Annotated in this window: 20 protein-coding genes and 2 tRNA genes; 2 read left to right on the forward strand and 20 right to left on the reverse strand. The window is 41.0% G+C overall.

The genetic code is table 11. The annotated features are described in order from the left end of the window. Window positions 1–424: 424 nt before the first annotated feature. From lysS to spoIIE, 16 genes are all read right to left on the reverse strand, one after another. Window positions 425–1,924 (reverse strand): lysine--tRNA ligase, encoded by a 1,500-nt coding sequence (lysS, locus tag ACQKKK_RS23825; protein WP_427619630.1) that lies wholly within the window; start codon window positions 1,922–1,924, stop codon window positions 425–427. Window positions 1,925–2,111: 187 nt separating this feature from the next. Beyond that, entirely contained in the window at window positions 2,112–3,110 is a 999-nt protein-coding gene (gene dusB, locus ACQKKK_RS23830) for a tRNA dihydrouridine synthase DusB (RefSeq protein WP_427619631.1), read from the reverse strand. Between the two features lie 23 nt (window positions 3,111–3,133). Beyond that, window positions 3,134–3,346, reverse strand: a complete 213-nt coding sequence (locus ACQKKK_RS23835; RefSeq protein WP_285769338.1) for a helix-turn-helix domain-containing protein — start codon at window positions 3,344–3,346, stop codon at window positions 3,134–3,136. Next, window positions 3,298–3,825, reverse strand: a complete 528-nt coding sequence (gene folK, locus ACQKKK_RS23840; RefSeq protein WP_427619632.1) for a 2-amino-4-hydroxy-6-hydroxymethyldihydropteridine diphosphokinase — start codon at window positions 3,823–3,825, stop codon at window positions 3,298–3,300. Before folK ends, ACQKKK_RS23835 begins: the two co-directional genes overlap by 49 nt. A gap of 2 nt (window positions 3,826–3,827) precedes the next feature. Beyond that, window positions 3,828–4,187 carry a dihydroneopterin aldolase gene (gene folB, locus ACQKKK_RS23845; protein WP_230301900.1) on the reverse strand — a complete coding sequence of 120 codons (360 nt, stop codon included), beginning with the start codon at window positions 4,185–4,187 and terminating at the stop codon, window positions 3,828–3,830. Window position 4,188: 1 nt separating this feature from the next. Then, on the reverse strand, window positions 4,189–5,025 hold the full coding sequence (folP, locus tag ACQKKK_RS23850) for a dihydropteroate synthase (protein WP_427619633.1): 837 nt from the start codon (window positions 5,023–5,025) through the stop codon (window positions 4,189–4,191). Window positions 5,026–5,186: 161 nt separating this feature from the next. Continuing rightward, window positions 5,187–6,113: a cysteine synthase A gene (cysK, locus tag ACQKKK_RS23855; RefSeq protein ID WP_061440348.1), complete on the reverse strand. Its 927-nt coding sequence runs from the start codon at window positions 6,111–6,113 to the stop codon at window positions 5,187–5,189. Between the two features lie 128 nt (window positions 6,114–6,241). Next, a complete protein-coding gene (locus ACQKKK_RS23860) occupies window positions 6,242–7,138 on the reverse strand; it encodes a peptidyl-prolyl cis-trans isomerase (protein WP_427619634.1) in 897 nt (298 codons plus the stop codon). A gap of 19 nt (window positions 7,139–7,157) precedes the next feature. Then, on the reverse strand, window positions 7,158–8,039 hold the full coding sequence (hslO, locus tag ACQKKK_RS23865; protein ID WP_427619635.1) for an Hsp33 family molecular chaperone HslO: 882 nt from the start codon (window positions 8,037–8,039) through the stop codon (window positions 7,158–7,160). A gap of 27 nt (window positions 8,040–8,066) precedes the next feature. Further along, complete coding sequence (locus tag ACQKKK_RS23870) at window positions 8,067–8,846, reverse strand: type III pantothenate kinase (RefSeq protein WP_061440345.1); 780 nt, start codon at window positions 8,844–8,846, stop codon at window positions 8,067–8,069. A 179-nt stretch (window positions 8,847–9,025) separates the two neighbouring features. Beyond that, entirely contained in the window at window positions 9,026–11,086 is a 2,061-nt protein-coding gene (gene ftsH / locus ACQKKK_RS23875; RefSeq protein ID WP_427619636.1) for an ATP-dependent zinc metalloprotease FtsH, read from the reverse strand. A gap of 117 nt (window positions 11,087–11,203) precedes the next feature. Beyond that, complete coding sequence (hpt, locus tag ACQKKK_RS23880) at window positions 11,204–11,743, reverse strand: hypoxanthine phosphoribosyltransferase (RefSeq protein WP_061465930.1); 540 nt, start codon at window positions 11,741–11,743, stop codon at window positions 11,204–11,206. A gap of 32 nt (window positions 11,744–11,775) precedes the next feature. Continuing rightward, entirely contained in the window at window positions 11,776–13,170 is a 1,395-nt protein-coding gene (gene tilS, locus ACQKKK_RS23885) for a tRNA lysidine(34) synthetase TilS (protein ID WP_427619637.1), read from the reverse strand. Between the two features lie 91 nt (window positions 13,171–13,261). Beyond that, window positions 13,262–14,260 (reverse strand): protein kinase domain-containing protein, encoded by a 999-nt coding sequence (locus ACQKKK_RS23890; RefSeq protein ID WP_427619638.1) that lies wholly within the window; start codon window positions 14,258–14,260, stop codon window positions 13,262–13,264. Further along, complete coding sequence (locus tag ACQKKK_RS23895) at window positions 14,226–14,963, reverse strand: VWA domain-containing protein (RefSeq protein ID WP_377401794.1); 738 nt, start codon at window positions 14,961–14,963, stop codon at window positions 14,226–14,228. Before ACQKKK_RS23895 ends, ACQKKK_RS23890 begins: the two co-directional genes overlap by 35 nt. 191 nt (window positions 14,964–15,154) lie before the next feature. Then, window positions 15,155–17,629, reverse strand: coding sequence for a stage II sporulation protein E (spoIIE, locus tag ACQKKK_RS23900; RefSeq protein ID WP_427619639.1), 2,475 nt, complete (start codon window positions 17,627–17,629; stop codon window positions 15,155–15,157). A 326-nt stretch (window positions 17,630–17,955) separates the two neighbouring features. Here spoIIE and ACQKKK_RS23905 point away from each other — a divergent pair. Next, window positions 17,956–18,029 (forward strand) — tRNA-Met (locus ACQKKK_RS23905). A 20-nt stretch (window positions 18,030–18,049) separates the two neighbouring features. Next, a tRNA-Glu gene (locus ACQKKK_RS23910) sits at window positions 18,050–18,121 on the forward strand. A gap of 199 nt (window positions 18,122–18,320) precedes the next feature. On the opposite strand, the gene ACQKKK_RS23915 is transcribed toward ACQKKK_RS23910, so the two are convergent. From ACQKKK_RS23915 to yabP, 4 genes are all read right to left on the reverse strand, one after another. After that, window positions 18,321–18,776, reverse strand: a complete 456-nt coding sequence (locus tag ACQKKK_RS23915) for a S1 domain-containing RNA-binding protein (protein ID WP_427619640.1) — start codon at window positions 18,774–18,776, stop codon at window positions 18,321–18,323. A gap of 80 nt (window positions 18,777–18,856) precedes the next feature. Then, window positions 18,857–19,243 (reverse strand): FtsB family cell division protein, encoded by a 387-nt coding sequence (locus ACQKKK_RS23920; protein WP_427619641.1) that lies wholly within the window; start codon window positions 19,241–19,243, stop codon window positions 18,857–18,859. 13 nt (window positions 19,244–19,256) lie between these two features. Then, a complete protein-coding gene (gene yabQ / locus ACQKKK_RS23925; protein WP_427619642.1) occupies window positions 19,257–19,889 on the reverse strand; it encodes a spore cortex biosynthesis protein YabQ in 633 nt (210 codons plus the stop codon). Continuing rightward, window positions 19,886–20,194, reverse strand: coding sequence for a sporulation protein YabP (gene yabP / locus ACQKKK_RS23930; protein ID WP_053348985.1), 309 nt, complete (start codon window positions 20,192–20,194; stop codon window positions 19,886–19,888). The genes yabQ and yabP overlap by 4 nt, the downstream gene beginning before the upstream one ends. Between the last annotated feature and the right edge of the window lie 20 nt (window positions 20,195–20,214).

Here is a 20,214-nt window from a genome sequence, read left to right on the forward strand (position 1 = left end):
AAATGTTTGACTTGCTCATTTTGCTTTTTTAATAGTGTGTGCTCACTTAAAATTTAACGTTGGCGCTTTGTTTTGTTCAGTTTTCAAAGAGCAATGTCTTTCGGAACAGCTTATTAATAATAACATCTTCATCACTCTGAGTCAACAACTTTTTAAAACTTTTTTTAAGTTTGTAATCCGTTTGCAACTCGTTCGTAACGACAGATATAAATATAACACCATTACGTTAACTGCGCAATACCTTTTATAAAGTTTTTTTGAGATAATGTTGTTTTTCTTTCCAACCCTAGAATCCAATCAATTAAAAGACATGAAATTATAATAAAAAAACAAAAACCGAATTGAACTTACCGGGATCATGAGCTACGCTCCAGAATCCCAGCCGTCCGAATTCGGCCCTGTAATCATTAATTACCTTATATTATTAGCGATGTCTCATTAACGGGAATAACAGCACATCACGTATAGAAGGAGAATTGGTCAATAGCATAACCAAACGGTCAACACCAATTCCCAATCCGCCAGTTGGCGGCATTCCGTATTCTAAAGCCTCCAAGAAATCTTCATCCATTTCGTGAGCCTCATCATTACCTTGCTCTCGCTCTTTTAATTGTGCTTCAAAGCGTTGACGTTGATCAATAGGGTCATTAAGTTCAGTGAAGGCATTTGCATGCTCCCTACCCACAATGAATAACTCAAAACGATCGGTAAAACGGGAATCTTCCGGATTTTTCTTTGCTAACGGAGAGATTTCCACTGGATGTCCATAAATGAATGTAGGTTGAATTAACCTTTCTTCAACCTTCTGTTCAAAGAACTCATTCACAATATGACCAAATTCCATGGATTCCTTAACTTCAATTCCGTTTTCTTTAGCAAGCTGTTGGGCTTCTTCTTTACTCATTTCAGTCCAGAAGTCCACACCTGTATATTCTTTTACAGCATCAACCATGTGAAGTCGTTTCCATTCCGGTTTTAACTCTATTTCATACTCCCCATACTGGATGGAAGTCGTCCCCAGAACTTCTTGAGCTATATGGGCAATCAGATTTTCCGTTAAACTCATGATATCTTGGTAATCCGCATATGCCTCGTATAATTCAATCAATGTGAATTCCGGATTGTGTCTTGTAGATACTCCTTCATTCCTGAAAACCCGGCCTATTTCATAAACTTTCTCTAATCCGCCAACGATTAAGCGTTTTAGATGAAGCTCGATGGCAATCCTTAAATTCAAAGACATATCCAATGCATTATGATGAGTAAGGAAAGGGCGTGCAGCAGCTCCACCAGCAACAGAGTGTAATAGAGGCGTCTCTACTTCAAGGTATCCATGATCATCAAGATATCGTCTCATGGCCTGTACAATACGACTGCGCATGATCAACGTGTTTTTACTTTCCTCATTTGTAATTAAATCAACGTAACGTTTCCGATAACGCTCTTCAACATCCTTTAAACCATGAAATTTATCAGGTAATGGGCGAAGCGCTTTAGCAAGGAACACATATTCTTTAGCTTTAATGGAAAGTTCCCCGACTTTCGTTTTGAAAATTACACCAGTGACCCCTACGATATCACCCAGATCCGTTTGGTTGAAAATTTGGTAAGCATCTTCACCTATTTTATCTAAACGGACGTAGATTTGGATTTGACCGCTTATATCCTGAATATGGGCAAATCCCGCTTTCCCTTTTCCACGCTTAGTCATTACCCGGCCAGCGATCGTAACTTCAATTTCTTTTTCTTCAAGATCTTCTTTTTCTAATTCCCCATAAGCACTAACTATCTCTTGAGTGTTATGTGTGCGCTCGAATCTGCTTCCAAATGGGTCTTGTCCATTATCAATCATGGCCTGCATTTTATCGCGTCTCACTTGCAGTTGGTCATTCAATTCTTCATGACTCACGAAAATCATCTCCATCTTTATTAATAAAAGCTTTATATAATTTATCAGAAATTCTTTTGCATACGTATTTATTCTTACATAAAGTACAGGAATTCAACAGCTTTTTATCTTAAAAACTTCTTTATGTATATATAAAAACTGCCAGGTTTAATGGCAGTTTAAGATATGCGTATTATAGGAAAATAGGAAGGCGAAGTCAACATCAGACCATTTGAATGTTCATTTCCTTCGCTTCAATATCATCGACCATCCCATAAAGAAGGCTCACGACATCTTCCCTTGTTTCACAATCGTTAATCCCTTTACGTGCCTTGGCATTCCCTTTAACACCTTTTAGGTACCAAGAAGCATGCTTACGCATTTCACGGACAGCGACGTTTTCGTTTTTCAGTGCAATCAGGCGATCCATGTGAAGTACGCAAACATCCATCTTTTCACGAACTGTAGGTTCATCCATTAATTGACCGGTCTCCAAATACTTCACCGTCCGGTAAATCATCCACGGGTTACCTAGAGCTGCACGGCCGATCATGACACCGTCGACTCCGGTTTCCTTCAACATACGTTCAGCATCCTGTGGCGTTTCCACATCTCCATTCCCGATAAGGGGAATATTGAGCGATTTCTTTACTTCACGAATGATGTCCCAATTAGCTTTTCCTTCATACATTTGAACCCGGGTTCTCCCATGCATGGAAACGGCTTTACCACCCGCGCGTTCAACTGCCTGAGCATTTTCAATCGCAAACACATGCTCTTCATCCCAGCCAATGCGCATTTTCACGGTTACAGGCTTTTCGACAGCATCAACAACCGAGGCGACCATCTCATAAATTTTATTCGGGTCGAGAAGCCATTTCGCCCCTGCATCACATTTCGTGATTTTCGGGACAGGGCAGCCCATGTTGATATCAATGATGTCGGCATTTGTATTCTTATCTACAAATTGAGCAGCTTCGACCAAAGATTTCTTTTCACTGCCAAATATTTGCAAACTTAACGGTTTTTCTCTTTCATCTATATAAAGCATATTCATCGTTTTGGCATTTTGAAGAACGATTCCCTTGTCGCTGACCATCTCCGCACAAACCAGGCCAGCACCAAACTCCTTGACCGTCAAGCGGAATGCCGAGTTACAGACTCCCGCCATCGGTGCTAGCACTACCGGATTCTTCATTGCTATATCGCCTATTTTTAGCACGTGTGACCTCCTATAACATTCTTTCATTTATCCTCAGGTGGTTGAAGTTCCTCAATGGACACATGAAGGATATCCGCCACTTCCATTAAAAATGCCTCTGAAGGGTTTCGGTTCCCTCTTTCAACTTCCCCCAACAAGGAAACGGAAACGCCTATTTCTTTCGCAAAACCTTCCTGTGTATAACCCTTTAACTTTCGAAAAGCGCGAATACGCCTTCCCCATTTTTCACCTTCCATAATCGAACTCCTTCTTTATCCGGAATCTGTTCAAGCAAGTCGCTCAAAGGTGCATGCATTTGCGGAAGCCTAATATCAGGGTCCACTTCCATTAAAGGCACGATAACAAAAGCCCTCTCGTGCATACGAGGGTGCGGGATTGAAAGAATCTTTGTCTCAATATTTTCATGATTATATAACAAAATGTCAAGGTCTAAAGTACGGGGACCCCACCTGATTTCCCTTTTTCTCCCTAAATCTTGTTCAATTTTCATACAAGCGTGAAGTAACTTTTCGGGTGCCAAATCGGTTTTCACTTTAACGACAGCATTTAAAAAACAGTCCTGGTCTTCATATCCTATCGGGTCTGTTTCATATAAAGAAGAGCAGGCCACCAACTTGATATGCGGATTCTCAGACAATAATTGGAAAGCCATTCGGAAAGTACCAAGTCGGTCCCCTAAGTTCGATCCTATAGAAAGGTAAGCAATATTTACCACAATCAGCGTCCCCTTACAATCTCTATAGCAACCGAATCATAGTGACCTGCTATAGGAGGATCTGGTTTATATACCTTCACGGTGCATGTCTCAATGGAAGAATATTCATTAAGTAGTTCAGAGGCAATTTTTTCTGCAACAGCTTCTACTAACTTAAAAGGTTCTCCCTCAACAACACTTTTACACACTTCATATAACTCGCCATAGTTAATTGAGTCCTCAAGGTTGTCACTCTTTCCAGCCTTGGCTAAATCAGTCTGGACGATTAAATCCACTTTAAACCGCTGACCAAGCTTCGTTTCTTCCGGAAAAACTCCATGATAACCGTAAAACTCCATTTTATTCACATATATCTTATCCATTTCATTCACCTTTTCCTAATAGAGCATCCATCATCTTTGCAGTCCGTGCCATTTCCTTCACATCATGTACACGAACCATTTGGCAGCCTTGTTGAATGCCATGGCAGATTGTGGCGGCTGTCCCTTCCATCCGCTCACTAGGCGGCAGATCCAGAACATGTCCAATCATGGACTTTCTCGATGTCGCAAGAAGCACAGGATAACCTAATGATACCAGCTTATCAAGATTCCTCATCATTTCCAAATTAAACTTTAAATCTTTCGCAAATCCAATGCCTGGATCAAGAATGATGTTTTCATCCTTGACTCCCGCATCCTTTACCAACATGATGCTTTCGAATAAATCTTGAAGTACATCCCGAACAAAATGTCCATAACCCATATTATCCCTGTTATGCATCAAGATAATCGGCACCTTATACTCCGCCGCAACCTTCGCCATCAAGGAATCGGCTTTCCCCCCCCAAATATCATTTAATATATGGGCTCCTGCTTTTACTGCCTCTTCCGCAACTCTTGATTTATACGTATCTACCGATATTGGTATCTCAATATTACGGGTAATGGCCTCAATAATCGGGGCTACTCTCTCAATCTCCTCCTCATCCGATATCCTCTCATAGTTAGGACGGGTGGACTCTCCGCCTACGTCCAAAATATCCGCTCCGTCGTTGACCATCTGTTCGGCATGCTTCAAAGCAGCATCTACCCGATTATATTTCCCGCCATCCGAAAAGGAGTCCGGCGTAACATTCAAAATCCCCATAATTAAGGTTTTCTTGCTATAATCCAAATCAAATGAACCGCATGTTATTTTTGATACTTCAGCTAATGACATCCAACGTTCTCCTTCGCCTAAAGAAATCTATATATACGAGTTTACCCATTTACATAGGTATAGCGCAACCCTCCATGGAGATTAGAAACACTTCGCAGACTTTTCTACAAAAAGAAAAGCAAAGCCCATAAGGAACTTTGCTTCTCATTTAGTATCTGGTCTCACTCAAAGTTATATAACGGTGTACTCAAGTAACGTTCACCATTACTTGGTATGATAGCAAGGACCTTTTTGCCTTTTCCCAGTTTTTCAGCCACTTTAATAGCCGCCGCAATTGCGCCTCCAGAAGAAATTCCGCCAAGGATTCCTTCCTCTTTTGCTGCTCTACGGGCGTAATCGAATGATTCCTCTGTATTGACTTGAATGATTTCGTCATAGAGATCGGTATTTAAAATACTTGGGACGAAGCCTGCACCGATTCCTTGGATTTTATGGGGTCCTGGGGTCCCACCTGATAATACAGGAGAATCCGCAGGCTCAACAGCGTAAATTTTAATGTCAGGATATTTTTCACGCAGAACTTCACCAGCACCAGTAATGGTTCCGCCAGTACCGATTCCGGCAACGAATGCATCTAGACCTTCATCCCCAAAGGCTTCAACGATTTCAGGGCCAGTAGTGTTACGATGAACTTCAGGGTTGGCTTCATTCTCGAATTGCTGCGGAATAAAGTAACCTTTTTCTTTAGACAGCTCAGTTGCCTTAGCGATTGCGCCCTTCATTCCTTCAGGCCCAGGTGTAAGAACTAACTCTGCCCCATAAGCGCGAAGCAAGTTACGGCGTTCCAGGCTCATTGTCTCCGGCATGACCAGAATTGATTTATAGCCTTTAGCTGCCGCTACCATCGCTAGTCCTATTCCAGTATTTCCGCTTGTAGGTTCAATGATCGTATCACCTGGCTTAAGGTTACCGTTTTTTTCTGCCGCTTCGATCATCGCAAGGGCGATACGGTCTTTTACACTACTGCCTGGGTTAAAATACTCAAGTTTCAAATAAATATCTGCACTGTTTTCATTTTGAAGCTTGTTTAACTTCACAATAGGTGTTTGTCCAATTAAATCGATTACAGAATTAGCTATACGTGCCATTTTCTCCACTCCTTATCATTTCAATACCGAGTATGTTTGTTGGTTTTATTAATTAAAGTTACCAGTTTTAATAGTTCATTGTCAATGATTATATATTATATTCTAAATTTTCTCACAAAACCATTGGCCTACTTTTGTTCTTTCAATCCATAAAACCATTCTACATCAAATTCATCCCAGAAAATTTTCCCGGAGACCGGTGCCTGAATCTGTTCAAGAGCTATTTGGCGGCGAATCTTATCTTTAACTTCTTCATATTTATACTGCTTACCCTCTATTTTTTCATGCAGATAGATAACGGCCCAACCATCTTCCGTTTGTATTGCATCACTCCACTTTTTAGCCTTCAATCTCTCGGCAGCGGTAATGTATTCCTTGGAGACTTGCTCATTATCCTGCGATATATAACCCATGTCGCCTCCCTGATTGGCAGTGAATTCATCAAGGGACTTTTCCATCGCTAAGACATCAAAGGAGACACCTTTCTCCAGTTCATGTATGATTTGGTCCGCCTGCTTTTTTGTAGACAAGGTAATATGGGAAATATGGAAAGTAGTAGGGATTCGGTAAATATCCTTATTATTATCATAATAATTGTGCATTGCCGTTTCGGAAACCGAAACGTCCTTTGTGAGGAGCTTCTCAAGGAGTAGACTAGACTGAATTTCCTGCCTCAATTGATCCGTACTTTTATTAAGAGTCTGACCGGCAGTTCCATACATCGTTTTCATCATTTTAAGTTCCCGATCGAGCTCTTCATCCGAAGTTTTCACTTTGTATTTTTCCGCTGCCTGTTTCACTACCTCTTTATCGACCATTTCCTCAAGTACATCTTCCCCATACCTTTTTTCGAGTTCATTAATCCATGCTTCCCGGGAAATATCCTTGGAACCAACCTTTGCGGCCGTTTCTGGCCCAATGACGGATTTTGAAATGATCAACGGTTTTATGACAAAGATTATGATCGTCAAAAGGTTCAACAATGCAAGGCCGGCAATAATCGCCCGAAGCTTTTGTTTAGGCAAAACCCTTATCCCCCGTAAATTATTTTTTGGTTTCTGCTTCTAGTTCCTCGAGGTCTTCCTTCGAGAATTGGTAAGTCTGATTACAAAAATGGCATTGTGCCTCCGCTTGTCCATCTGTCTCAATAATATCCCGGATCTCATCTTGTCCAAGGCTAATCAATGCATTGGCAATTCTTTCTCTTGAACATTGACAGGAAAACGCGACATCCATTTTCTCTAAAATATTCACATTGCCCTCACCCAAAATCTCGGTTAGGATTTCTTCAGGGGTCAGGCCTTTCTGAATCATCTTAGAGACAGGAGCTATTGTGCTTAGACGACTCTCGATTTTGGTAATCGTATCATCGGATGTACCTGGCATCAATTGGATGATAAATCCACCTGCTGCAAGTATCGAATTATCCGGATTCACCAGGACCCCCACTCCCACAGAAGAAGGAACCTGTTCGGAAGTAGCGAAGTAATAAGTGAAATCTTCACCTAATTCCCCCGACACAAGCGGTACTTGCCCTGAAAAGTGATCACGGAGACCAATATCTTTCACTACAGTCAACAGTCCATCTGTCCCCACCGCTTTCCTGACATCCAGCTTTCCTTGTTCATTCAAATCAAAATGGGTTTGCGGGTGAGTCACATATCCGCGGACTTCTCCCTTCGCATTGCTGTCGACCAGGATGGACCCAATCGGGCCACCGCCCTCGATTTTAATCGTCAGTTTTTCTTCACCTTTTAACATTCCGCCCATCATCACACCTGCCGTCATTGCACGCCCAAGGGCAGCGGAAGCAGTAGGCCATGTATAATGACGCCGCTGTGCTTCTCCTACGGTATCAGTTGTTGAAACAGCATATGCCCGAACCTGTCCTTCATAGCCTAACGCCTTTATTAGATAATCCTTCATTTGTTATGCTCCTTCCATGCTGTATAATTACTTCTTCACTTGTTCACGATTACGTTTATAAATCAGCTGCAATCCCTTTAATGTTAAAAATGGCTCAACAACGTCAATCACAGTAGACTCATTAGCAATTAAAGTAGCCAGCCCGCCTGTCGCTATTACCGTTGGCTCTAGATTACTTTGCGCCTTTATTCGATTAACGATTCCTTCAACCTGTCCAACATACCCAAACAAAATACCAGCCTGCATGGCGGATACCGTATTTTTGCCAATGATTCCTTCAGGTCGGCTGATTTCTATCCTTGGAAGTTTGGCAGCTTTTGAATAAAGTGCTTCTGTAGAAATATTTATGCCCGGAGCAATGGCTCCGCCCATATATTGTTTATCCTCATTTATGTAGCAATATGTCGTTGCCGTGCCAAAATCCACGATAATGAGAGGGCTTCCATATTCCTGTATGCCCGCAACAGCATTAACGATCCGGTCCGCTCCCACCTCACGGGGATTTTCGTATTTAATATTCAATCCAGTTTTTATTCCAGGTCCCACTATAAGCGGCTTAATTCCAAAGTATTTTTTACACATACGTTCAAGCGCAAACATAATCGGCGGAACTACCGAAGAAATAATGATTCCATCAAATTGATCAAACGAAAGACCCTCATGTTGCAGTAAAGACTTTATGACCATTCCATACTCATCTTCTGTTTTATGACGGCTAGTCTCAATTCGCCAATGATATTTTAAAATATCTTCATCGTATACGCCTAATACAGTATTCGTATTCCCAACATCCAATACAAAAATCATCGTTTCATCACTCCGGTAAATTATTCTCCAACATCATACCACACTGTTATTTCCCACGCTATTAGTCGCACTTTTCGTAGGTAAAAAAATTCCAGCATCTTTTTCTTACGTTCCCAAAGTCATTTTAAGAGTTAGAAAAGGGTATTTCCGAGGCGGAAATACCCTTTTCTTATAGTCACTTAAGACTTTTTATTGTCATCTTCGTTCGGGAAGGAAGGCGGCTGATCTTGAGGTGTGCCTTCTTTGATTGGAGGAGTATTCAATCCTTCCTCCGTTATTTCAAGGTCCTCAGGTCCTCTCTTATCCAATGGATCTAATAGGGCCTCTTTTTCTTCCTTCTTCGTATTGATGTTCACCTTGACATTCTCATCAGTAGTTAAATTACCATTCAGAGCAGTATAATCCCGTTCTGGCAACTTACCGTTATGGAATAAACTTTTGATTTGTTCAGCATCAAGTGTTTCCACTTCAAGCAAGGTTTTTGCAACCAAATCAAGTTTTTCACGATTTTCAGTAAGAATCTTCTTACATCTTTCGTAAGCTTCCCTAATGATACGTTGAATTTCAAGATCAATTTCATATGCTATTGCATCTGAGTAATTTTGATCATTGTTAAAATCGCGGCCTAGGAAGACCTGACCTTGAGAATTACCGAATTGAAGAGGTCCGAGCTTACTCATACCATATTCCATAACCATGCTTCGAGCTATGCCAGTTGCACGCTGGAAGTCATTATGCGCTCCGGTACTCACTTCTCCGAATGTAACTTCTTCGGATACACGGCCACCCAAAAGTCCTACGATTTTATCTTTCAGTTCAGGCTCCGTCATGAAGAAACGATCTTCTTTCGGCAGCATAACTGCATAACCGCCAGCTTGACCACGAGGGACAATCGTAACTTTATGAACGACTTCGGCATCATCAAGAACCAATCCAATAATGGTATGGCCCGCTTCATGCCATGCTACAATATTCCGTTCCTTTTTGGAAATGACACGATTCTTCTTAGCAGGTCCCGCAATAACGCGATCCGAAGCTTCATCCAAATCGGACATGTCGATCTTCTTCTTATCTTGACGGGCAGCTACAAGCGCCGCTTCATTCAGTAAGTTTTCAAGATCTGCACCAGAAAATCCTGGTGTACGCTGAGCGATTGCTTTCAAATCAACCGTTTCAGCTAAAGGTTTATTACGTGCATGCACTTTCAGTACTTCTTCACGGCCTTTAACATCTGGGCGGCCTACCGTAATTTGACGGTCAAAACGTCCCGGACGCAATAATGCCGGATCCAATACATCAGCACGGTTAGTCGCAGCGATGATAATGATTCCTTCATTCCCACCGAAACCATCCATTTCTACAAGTAGTTGGTTCAGGGTTTGTTCACGTTCATCGTGACCGCCACCTAGACCTGCGCCACGTTGACGACCGACTGCATCAATTTCATCGATAAAGATGATACATGGTGCATTCTTCTTAGCATTTTCAAACAAATCACGAACACGGGATGCACCGACACCTACAAACATTTCAACAAAATCAGAACCACTGATTGAGAAGAAAGGAGTACCGGCTTCACCAGCTACTGCCCGTGCAAGTAAAGTTTTACCTGTACCAGGAGGCCCGACTAAAAGTACTCCTTTAGGAATACGGGCTCCAAGCTCGGCAAATTTGCGAGGATCTTTTAAGAATTCAACGACCTCGACAAGTTCCTGCTTTTCTTCGTCCGCTCCGGCAACATCATTGAAGCGTACTTTTTTCTTATCATCATTATACAATTTCGCCTTACTTTTCCCGAAATTCATGACACGGCCACCACCGCCGCCTTGAGCTTGGTTAAGTAAAAAGAAGAATAGGATAAAAATGATTACAAATGGAATAATGGAAGTGAAAAATGTCACCCAGCCACTTGTCTTTTCTGGAGGTTCAACATTAATGATGTCTTTACCCAACTTAGTTACGGCATCATTAATTCGACTCTGCGAATATTCACTGAAAGGTACGTACGTCACAAAGTATTTGTTTTCCTCATAACCTTTGAGCTTCCCTGTGATTTCAAATACACTGCTTTCGGGCTGCATCGTTAGTGCTGTAACGTCCCCACTCTCCAAATGCTTATAGAATTCATCTTGGGTCATTTTCTCTGTTGGTTCATTGTTATTATTAAAGATGCTTACAATCCCAATGATGACCAAAAAGATCAGTAAATAAAATATGGTATTACGGAAGATCCGATTCATCCCTTACCTCCTCCCACGGGTAAACAAACTATAGTAAATACTATCATACAAAATTAATGAATTACAATAATTTAACACCGCTGTTTTTATCTGGTCTTCTCTTTCGAACAGGTACGATTAATTCGAGTAAATTTCTGGCTTCAATATGCCAATATACGGGAGATTACGATACTTTTCTGCAAAATCAAGACCATATCCGACAACAAATGCATCTGGAACGATAAATCCGGCATAGTCAGGAGTGATATCAGCTTTCCTGCCTGTTGGTTTATCCAATAGGGTAACGATCTTAATTGATTTTGCTTTTCTATACCGGAAAAGTTCCGCAAGATAGCTAAGGGTTAAACCGCTGTCGATAATATCTTCGATGATTAAAATATCCCGGCCTTCAACCGATGTATTAAGATCTTTGATGATTTTCACTTCACCGGAAGATACAGTAGAGCTACCATAGCTTGAAACATCCATAAAGTCCATTTCAAGATGTGTATCCACGCGTTTCAGTAAATCTGACATAAATGGCATGGCGCCTTTCAGCACTCCGATAGCCAGCGGGAACTTACCTTGGTAATCAGCTTCAAGCTGCGCACCCAATTCCCTGATTTTTTTTTGTAGTTCTTCCTCAGTTATTAACACTTTTTCAATGTCGTTTTGCATGGTCATAGTAATTAATTGCCCCCCATGAAGAATTAAGCTTTTTTATATTCTAAGTAGATTAAAGATTTTTCATCAGAAATTATATCCGGCTCAACATTCGATTTCTTTAAACCAGGAAGCCAAATGGCCGTTCCAGCTTGATCGATGATGACCGGCCACACATTTCTTTCTAGCATCGGGATCTTCTCATTAATAAAAATCTCCTTCAACTTTTTAGTTCCACCTAATCCCTTGACTGCCATCCGTTCGCCTTCATTCCTTGTTCGGACTGTAAGCGGAAACTGAACAGCTGATTCGGGAAGTATAAAAGAATGATTTCCTTTAAGGACGGGAATTTCTTCTTTTATATAGTGCGCTTTAATCTTGTATCCATTCGGAAGAATAGTCTCACCGGGAATTTGTAATTTAAGGGAATATTTATGGCTTTTTTGCCGAAAAAATCTAAAAGTGCAAGTTTGATATGATTTTTCAGCAATAAGGCCCTCCGGAAGATGCAATTCTGCAGATGGTTGAGGATTTAAAAACAAAACTAAAAGTTGATCAATATGTAATGCCGAAAGCGATGAAGGTCTCTCCAAATAAAGATAGTTTAATATTAGTTGAATCGCTCTTCTTTGTAAAGGTTTAGGCATCGCGAGAACCTTATCAATCTGAATAACCGCTTGATCCTTATCCTGATGGATCCAAACCTCGGTCATTTTGCTTGAAACCAGGTTCTGAAAAAACTCTTCATCTTCATAAAGTTCTTCACTGAATCGTTGAAAATGCTCATGAACCTTTCTATTTTCTTTCTTTAAAAATGGAAGAACTTCATGTCTAAAGCGATTTCTTACATAGTCATCTTTATCATTGCTCGGATCAAACCTTGGTTCAATATTATGATGACCCGCATATTCGATAATTTGGCCTTTCGTGATTTCAAGAAATGGCCTGATTAAATGACCCGTGTGAAAACGTCTCTTTATAGGAATACCTGCTCTTGCCTTACCTGTCGCCCCTCTTGTTAAACGCATGAGCATCGTTTCGATTTGATCATCTCCATGATGTCCCAGGACAAGAGTGGAGGCTTGATGCTTATCCATCATTTCTTCATAGAAAGCAAAACGTGCCTTTCTTGACGTTATTTGTGAACTTTCCCCCGTCTGTTCCATCCGGGCAGGAACATCAATCCTTTTTCCTTCAAATGCGATGCCCCACTGTTCACATATATGCTCGACATATTTATAATCTTCATATGATTCCTCACCACGAAACATATGGTCAACACTTGCAACGATCATCTCGTAATGAAAAAGAGATTGAATTTCCTTAAGGATATGGAGAAGCACCAACGAGTCCGGTCCCCCTGAAACCCCTATGAGCAACTTCGAGTTTTCCTGAATCAATTCGTTTCTATAAATGGTATTCAGAACTTTATCCTTTAACATACAATCTTCCTTCTTTATGAACAGGTATTAGTTTATACGATTCTAACATGAAATGGTTTCAATTATTCCATGCATCCATCCATTAACTATATCATAACAACTGTTCATATATGTAAAGAACATAGAGCATTGATATTATGGCAACCAGTAAAAAGGTTTCAAAAACCCCCCCCCTCTTATTGTTGGAATGGTTTTGGGACCTTCTGGCCTGCCTTGTTGCAGGTTGCTTTGTTGAAGGCTGCCTCGTCGCTGCCTGGCTCGGGCCCTTTGTCTTCAAATGATTTTGCTTACTTAACACAGTGACTAAATCCTCACGCATTTGGAGGGCTGAATCATACTGCCCACGGAGTGCTTTATCCAACATCTTTCTATATGGGTGCAATTCCTTTTTCTGTTTAATCATGTCGTTAAGCTGTCTATACCCCTCCCCGTTCTTGTGGAAACGTTTAGGGTAGGAAGAATTGATGATAATCATCGCCACAGCGAACAAGTCATACTGCGGATCAGCCTTTCTTGATCCAAGTCCCCAGTAACCTCTGTCGAAGAACTCGGTGAATTCTTTAACAGATCGGCCAATTAAGGTGGTTCCGCCTACATCGACGCACCGCACTTTGTATGCTGGTGAAGTCACTATCAAATTCTCAGGTTTTAAATCCCCGAACACCCAGCCATTTGTATGAAGGGCAGATAAACTGGTTAAAAGCTGAAGCATTAAAACCCCGATCCACGATGGCCCTTTCTTTTCAATGAAACGCAAAAAATCGTGTCCATGGATATATTCCATGACATAAAACGGGAGCTGCTTTCCTGTTTTGATGAAATCATCCGCTTCCAAAAAGGAAGGTCCAAGGGTAGACCCCTGGACCTTTGAGAAGGATTTTAGGATATTCATCTCCGAAATAATGGACGTCCCATTATCACTGAGTTTTAAAGCATAATGACGATTTTCACTTTCAACCAAATAGACGATCCCGTTCGCTCCACACCCCAATTCCTTAATTATTCTGTACTCGTTTTTATTCCATTTTCCAGTGACCAAACCGCCAGGGAGGAGGTTACATTGATTCCTCAAAGTATTGTTCATCATCATGTGATAACAATCCCCTCAATGAACGTTTTTTATTGAAATATGTCAAAGCTTCACGAATGGCTGGACCTGTCGGAGTAAGTCCCCCTGTACTAAGCTTAGGAAAAGTTGCCGTCAAGGCTTCAAGGTTCGGCGTCCAATCCAGCAACTTTTCCACATCATTTCTTTTCCCAGGAAATACGAATACGGAAAAACGGCTGTCACCCATTCTTGCATTCATACTAAGGGAGAGATCTAATAAGGAATCTTTTACTGTAGGCAGTTTATGTTTCATGCTTGCACTTGTATCAACAAGAATCAGTACTTCGAGCTTGCTTGTTTCCCCAAGCTCATCGACCACCTCCATTACCTCTCCACGTTTATCAGGCGGAAGATCCTCCATCGTTTTTGAATCTCCCAATATTTGTTGAAGTTCACGATTGATAACTCCCTGTATAGTTTGAGTCATTGCCTTTTGGGTCACCATTTGGACGGTTTGGGACAACTGCTGAGAATAGACTATTTGACTTACGCCACCCCCAGAACCAGCAATCTTCTCAATTTCCTTAAGCCCCTTTTCATCTATCACATCATTTTCCATGACACCTATGACATTGATGGTTATGCCTTGCTCCCTTGCTAATTCAGCCATGGCAGACGGTTCTTCACCATGATTTGAACATCCGTCGGTTATAAGCAAAATCTGTCTTAATGTTCCTGCTTTCATGTTTTGCTCTCCCTTCCTATCAATTTGTTACCATAATTGACTAAAAAGGGGGAAATTATACGCAGAAGACATCGCATCAAATCACATCATGGAGGGAAGTGATTGAAAAGAGTTCAACCCTCTACCTTTCAACCGTCTTCCATTTTTCCACCTCATTTTGGTTTTATTTATTTTATATATATGAACGGCCCCTACTGGGCCTTTTTACGTTTTGGAGAAACGGGAATGGAAGCCCATTTCGGTGTGTTATGCTTAATTTTCGATGTAACCACTGTCATATCATCATCTATGATCCCTTTTGTTCGGATGACCTCTTCCAATATTAAATCCGAAATTTCCTGCGGATCTTCTGTCTCCATTTCCTTGATCTTTCGTTTAAGCCAGAACTCGATATTTTCGACATGGGAGGGACCATCGAACACTCCATCGCTCATCATGATTAATATATCCCCTGCCTTCAGCTCTTCTGATACAACATCAACATCGAAATCCTGGATGATTCCCATAGGCAGGTTACTCGATTCAATTTTTATTATCCTATCCCCCCTTTTAATGAAACTCGGTATCGAACAGATTTTTAAAAACTTAGCCCTTGCGTCCTGAAGATCAATCATTGCCAAATCAAGAGTTGAAAATATTTCATCGGTAGTGCGTAGAGATAATACGGAGTTTACGGATTTAATGGCTATTTTTTCTTCTATTCCCGATTGTAAAAATTTTTGAAGCAGCTTTAATGTCTCTGTACTTTCAAAATGGGCCCTTTCCCCATTTCCCATACCATCACTAATGGCTATTGCGAATTTACCGCAACCAATTTCCATGGTCGTATAACTATCTCCTGAAACAAGCCCTCCCCCCTTGGCAGCATGAGCCACACCCGTTTCGACCGTGAATTTTTTTGCTGACCTAAATATCACCTCACATTGCCCGTTTGGATACGTTGCACACTCTTCTGAATGAACGACTATCGTTTCCCCTAAAATGTCCGAAAGCATAGGGGCTATCAACTTTTCACATTCCCCTCTGCCCTGGCAGTATGGGACACTCATTTCTATATCGACACTTCCTTGTTCTAGACTGTATATTTCCACATAGCCTATATGGAGGCCAAAATCCTGGATGGCTTCCATGATGGATTCTTCATGTACATGATGATTTTTCCTTTCCCTTTGTATTTCTTTCGCAAAATCATCCATTACTGCAGAAACGCCCCTCAGCTGGTCTGCCACTAGTTTCCGGCTTTCTTTCACCTGCCTTTTTAACTTTTGGTTTGCTTCAAAATAAGTAAGTTCCTGTGATATCGCCCCAATGACCTGTGGTCCGCGGCTGCAATATTTCCCCCATTCTTTCGAAGTCTTTTGTGGGAGCTGTCCACCATTTTCACTTAATTGAATCATAATTTCCTGCATACCGTCATAGGTTGTATTGAAGTTCTTGGACCAGCATTGTTCCTTTTTAAAACAGAGCTGGCACGTCTTTTCCGTTACATTACTCAAGAAGTAATCGAATTCTTTCTCATCTTCCTCCAATCTCCCCCTTTCATCCACTTGGGAAAAGCTATTTGAAAGCGCCTCAAATACATGTGAGAATTGCTCCACCCTTTGAGCCGTAACATCCCTCACTTTCCGGGCATACTGCTGCTGTTCATCAGAACTCTCGACGGTTCCCGGTATGTGTTTCGCTATTTTATTGATTATGGATGACGGTGTTAATATAAATAAAGCCACAGCTACAAGTGATTCATAAAGGGTCACCATAATATTATTGGTGCCCTCACCATATAAACCTATCAGTAACGTAGCAATTAAGAGGCCTACGGCGACCCCTATCTTCCTTCCCTCCTTCAACAACCCGCCCAGAAGTCCAGAAAAAGCGAGAAGGCTCATTTGATAAAGACTTGCAATACTTGCCAAGCTGAATATCAATCCAGTAACTACACCTACAGTGGAGCCTATGGCGGCCCCTCCCGCCAGCCCAAAGAGGAGGACCAGGTATCGTGAGAATATATGGTCGAGTGACAAATCGTATATCATCCAGCCTATGGTTCCAGTCATCACCGAAGCCAGTAAGATAATGAGGCTGACGATTTCCTCCGTCTTTAATGATTGGGATTTTGTCCGTATGGTTAGCAGCGGGATGGACTGTATGAAGATTAAGGTTAAAATCATGGCGAGTCCCGCCTCTACTCCTATCATCATTAAGTCGTACAGCTGAATCGTTCGAAATACCAGATATTGCTCGGCCAGGTTGACCAGGAATAGTGAAGCAAAGACGTACATTGACATCGTTTTGAATTGTCCTTCAACGGCGGGCTTCTTGATCTTATGAAATAACAGAAGCAGGAACGCCGATGAAAAGATAACCAAACTATTGGAATAGTGAACGGTGAGCCCACCTGCAATCAATCCGAATAAAGCTAGTGGAGCCCTGTCACGCCTCATGAGAAAAACTGCTGCGAAAAACGGAAGTCCAAATGGTGCCAACTGAGAAAGAATTAATGCCCGTCCTAATAAAAAACCGATAATGGCTAAAGAGATACCTTTCTTTATGAATATATCTTCCGTCTTCATTTGCAGTTGTTGGATCCAGTTGATGGCCCCTGCCTTCGCTTCTTTTAACTGAACGTCTCCAAGAGGTTCCATCATAGGTCTTTCCACTTTTTCCATTTCAACACCCCATTCGTATTAGTGATTTTTATTATAAAGAGAGCTTGTTTATTTTTTTGTCAGAATTTTATAAGCAGATAAGAAAAACGTTCGACGAAATTCTTCTTGAACAATCATTTGTATACAGGTTTTTATACCTTTTATTTCAATACAGAAACAGGCGTTCTTTTTTTTTTGAAGAAAAGCAAAGTTTTTAGGTTATTTTTGCGGAAAATAACATGAATAAAAAATAAGGAAATGGAAACCGACAAACTTTATTTTTTTGTTGACATTTTTTCTTCACGAATGTAAGATATAACTTGTGCTTCAGTAGCACTTACCATTATGGCGGCGTAGCTCAGCTGGCTAGAGCGTACGGTTCATACCCGTGAGGTCGGGGGTTCGATCCCCTCTGCCGCTATCCTTTTTTATTAAAATCACGGCCCGTTGGTCAAGCGGTTAAGACACCGCCCTTTCACGGCGGTAACACGGGTTCGAATCCCGTACGGGTCATCATATACATCGAAAGCGCCTCTGTACACTTATCCGAATAAGTGTACAGAGGCGCTTTTTATTGTCGTTGAAAGTTTTATTACCATAAGTAAAGCGTTTTATAATTAAAAGAAGACAAGCCAGCAAGCTTGCCTTTATCTACACTATGAATAATTTCACAGGAAAAGTTGCTAAACTATTATTTTTTCAGCAGCAGTTTTTATCCGCGTCTTCCGCCTCGACCTCCCCGTTTCGTTTCGGTGCTACGTTTAAGGGTCGTTAAGCGGTCTTCACTATCTTTTAAGAATTTAGCCATTTTTTGCTCAAAGTTTTCCTTGGGTTGGAAACTATTACCTTTCGAGCGGAAGTCTTTGGAACGGCTGTCATTCCCTCTTCCTTGGCGCGGACGTGGTGTGTATGCAGGTTTTTGCTCAGTTTCAGGACGGTCTATCGCTTTTTTTATGGACAAGCCAATCTTGCCATCTTTCACATTGATGACTTTCACCTCGACTGTATCGCCCACTTTTAAATGATCATTGATATCTTTGACATAGTTATCAGCCACTTCACTGATATGGACAAGACCGGTTGAACCTTGAGGGAGCTCTACAAATGCACCAAAATTAGTTATGCCTGTTACTTTACCTTGTAACTTGCTGCCTACTTCGATTGACATAAAAAAAATGTTCCTCCTTAGAAATGTTAAAAAATCTCTTCACTCTATATTATAACGAAAGTAAAAAAACAGTGTCAATATTAGTCACTATCTTCCTTCCCTTTTGGAAGGGTAAAAATGATTTCACCTTTTTCAGATAAGAAATAATCCCGTCTGGCTATTTTCGCTATATAGTCATCGTCATTAAGCTTTACGATTTCTTCTTTAAGAAGGGTCTCGTCCTTTTCCAATTTAGCTAACTTACCCTTCAATTCTTCCCTCTGTTGAACTTTCTCATCAAGTGCAACATTTTGCGTTATAAGGGTGGAAACAGCCAAAATCAAAAAGACAGCGGCGAAAACTGAGTAAAGCGTTAATCTACGCATTAGACCACGCTTCTTTTTTTCTACTGTTTGTACTTTTTTCTCTTGTTGAGCGACGTAGGGATTATCTATTTTTGCCACTTTCCTTTTACCAAGGCTACTCATGTATTATCGCTCCTCATTTCTTTTTAGTTCTCCATCTATTTAGCGTTCTACTTATAGAATTCTTTATTTTCAATAAAATCCCTTTTCCCTTATTATAAAACTTCCCGACGTTTTTTGTAACAAAAACCGGCAACAAATTCCATATTTGGGTCAGAATCCATTTTAGTGGTCTCCAGAAAATATTTAAAATAAAGAGCAGTATTTTCCCCGCCCATTTTAGTAATGCTAAAACGAACTTACCTATCCCGATGATGATGGCTATTACAGATACTATTACCCATTTTATCGGAAGAAATATCAGCATGTGAACAGAATCAGCTATAAATCTCGCCAACTTTATCACCAGTATTATCAAAAGCTCTAAAAAACGTTGATATAACCCTTTGAAAAGTGCTTGATAAGCTGAAAAACCGCATAATAAGGCCAAAAATAAATAGAGGCGAAACTCTCCCTCATTCACTAAAAACAAAACATAAAAAATAAGGAGACCCTGAATGATCCAGAAAAGGAAATCATGGATGAATACAATCCACCTTTTCCTTTCTGAACGCTTCAGGAACCGGCTATACGTATCCAGGGCAGCCCCAAAAGCACTGCCCATGCCTATCATCGCAAGCAACGTATAAAATTGGGTCGTTAAGGTCATTTGAATAATTTGCCAAAGAAGCCTTTAGCTTTCTCCCCTGATTGTTCATCTAAATAAACAAGGTCGAAAATCTTTCCCTTAATGGAAACGATGCCTTTATCAACGTCTAAATTCTTCATTTGCAAGTTTTGACCCCGGATAGATAAGAATCCCATTGACGTTTCTAGCAAAAACTCTTCATTATCAAAGCTCTCCACTTGTTTGACACCGGTAATATCAAGTAAACGGCGGCCTTTCATCGTTACATCATGCTCTTGGATCGTTCCCTTTGTGTAACCAGCATTCGGATCAATATATTGGCTCATTTTTTCATCCCTCACAGTAC

The organism is Peribacillus sp. NPDC006672, assembly GCF_050274955.1.
GTDB lineage: Bacteria > Bacillota > Bacilli > Bacillales > DSM-1321 > Peribacillus.

Coding starts and splice junctions, on each gene's coding strand:
- ACQKKK_RS23895 (WP_377401794.1), bottom strand. CDS start 14,963: ATGAAAGCAGGAACATTAAGACAGATTTTGCTTATAACCGACGGATGT.
- folP (WP_427619633.1), bottom strand. CDS start 5,025: ATGTCATTAGCTGAAGTATCAAAAATAACATGCGGTTCATTTGATTTG.
- ftsH (WP_427619636.1), bottom strand. CDS start 11,086: ATGAATCGGATCTTCCGTAATACCATATTTTATTTACTGATCTTTTTG.
- ACQKKK_RS23835 (WP_285769338.1), bottom strand. CDS start 3,346: ATGGAAGGTGAAAAATGGGGAAGGCGTATTCGCGCTTTTCGAAAGTTA.
- ACQKKK_RS23890 (WP_427619638.1), bottom strand. CDS start 14,260: ATGATGATGAACAATACTTTGAGGAATCAATGTAACCTCCTCCCTGGC.
- yabQ (WP_427619642.1), bottom strand. CDS start 19,889: ATGACCTTAACGACCCAATTTTATACGTTGCTTGCGATGATAGGCATG.
- lysS (WP_427619630.1), bottom strand. CDS start 1,924: ATGGAGATGATTTTCGTGAGTCATGAAGAATTGAATGACCAACTGCAA.
- hslO (WP_427619635.1), bottom strand. CDS start 8,039: ATGAAGGATTATCTAATAAAGGCGTTAGGCTATGAAGGACAGGTTCGG.
- hpt (WP_061465930.1), bottom strand. CDS start 11,743: ATGCAAAACGACATTGAAAAAGTGTTAATAACTGAGGAAGAACTACAA.
- ACQKKK_RS23915 (WP_427619640.1), bottom strand. CDS start 18,776: ATGTCAATCGAAGTAGGCAGCAAGTTACAAGGTAAAGTAACAGGCATA.
- tilS (WP_427619637.1), bottom strand. CDS start 13,170: ATGTTAAAGGATAAAGTTCTGAATACCATTTATAGAAACGAATTGATT.
- cysK (WP_061440348.1), bottom strand. CDS start 6,113: ATGGCACGTATAGCTAATTCTGTAATCGATTTAATTGGACAAACACCT.
- ACQKKK_RS23920 (WP_427619641.1), bottom strand. CDS start 19,243: ATGAGTAGCCTTGGTAAAAGGAAAGTGGCAAAAATAGATAATCCCTAC.
- spoIIE (WP_427619639.1), bottom strand. CDS start 17,629: ATGGAAAAAGTGGAAAGACCTATGATGGAACCTCTTGGAGACGTTCAG.
- yabP (WP_053348985.1), bottom strand. CDS start 20,194: ATGAGCCAATATATTGATCCGAATGCTGGTTACACAAAGGGAACGATC.
- folB (WP_230301900.1), bottom strand. CDS start 4,187: ATGGATAAGATATATGTGAATAAAATGGAGTTTTACGGTTATCATGGA.
- ACQKKK_RS23870 (WP_061440345.1), bottom strand. CDS start 8,846: ATGATTTTTGTATTGGATGTTGGGAATACGAATACTGTATTAGGCGTA.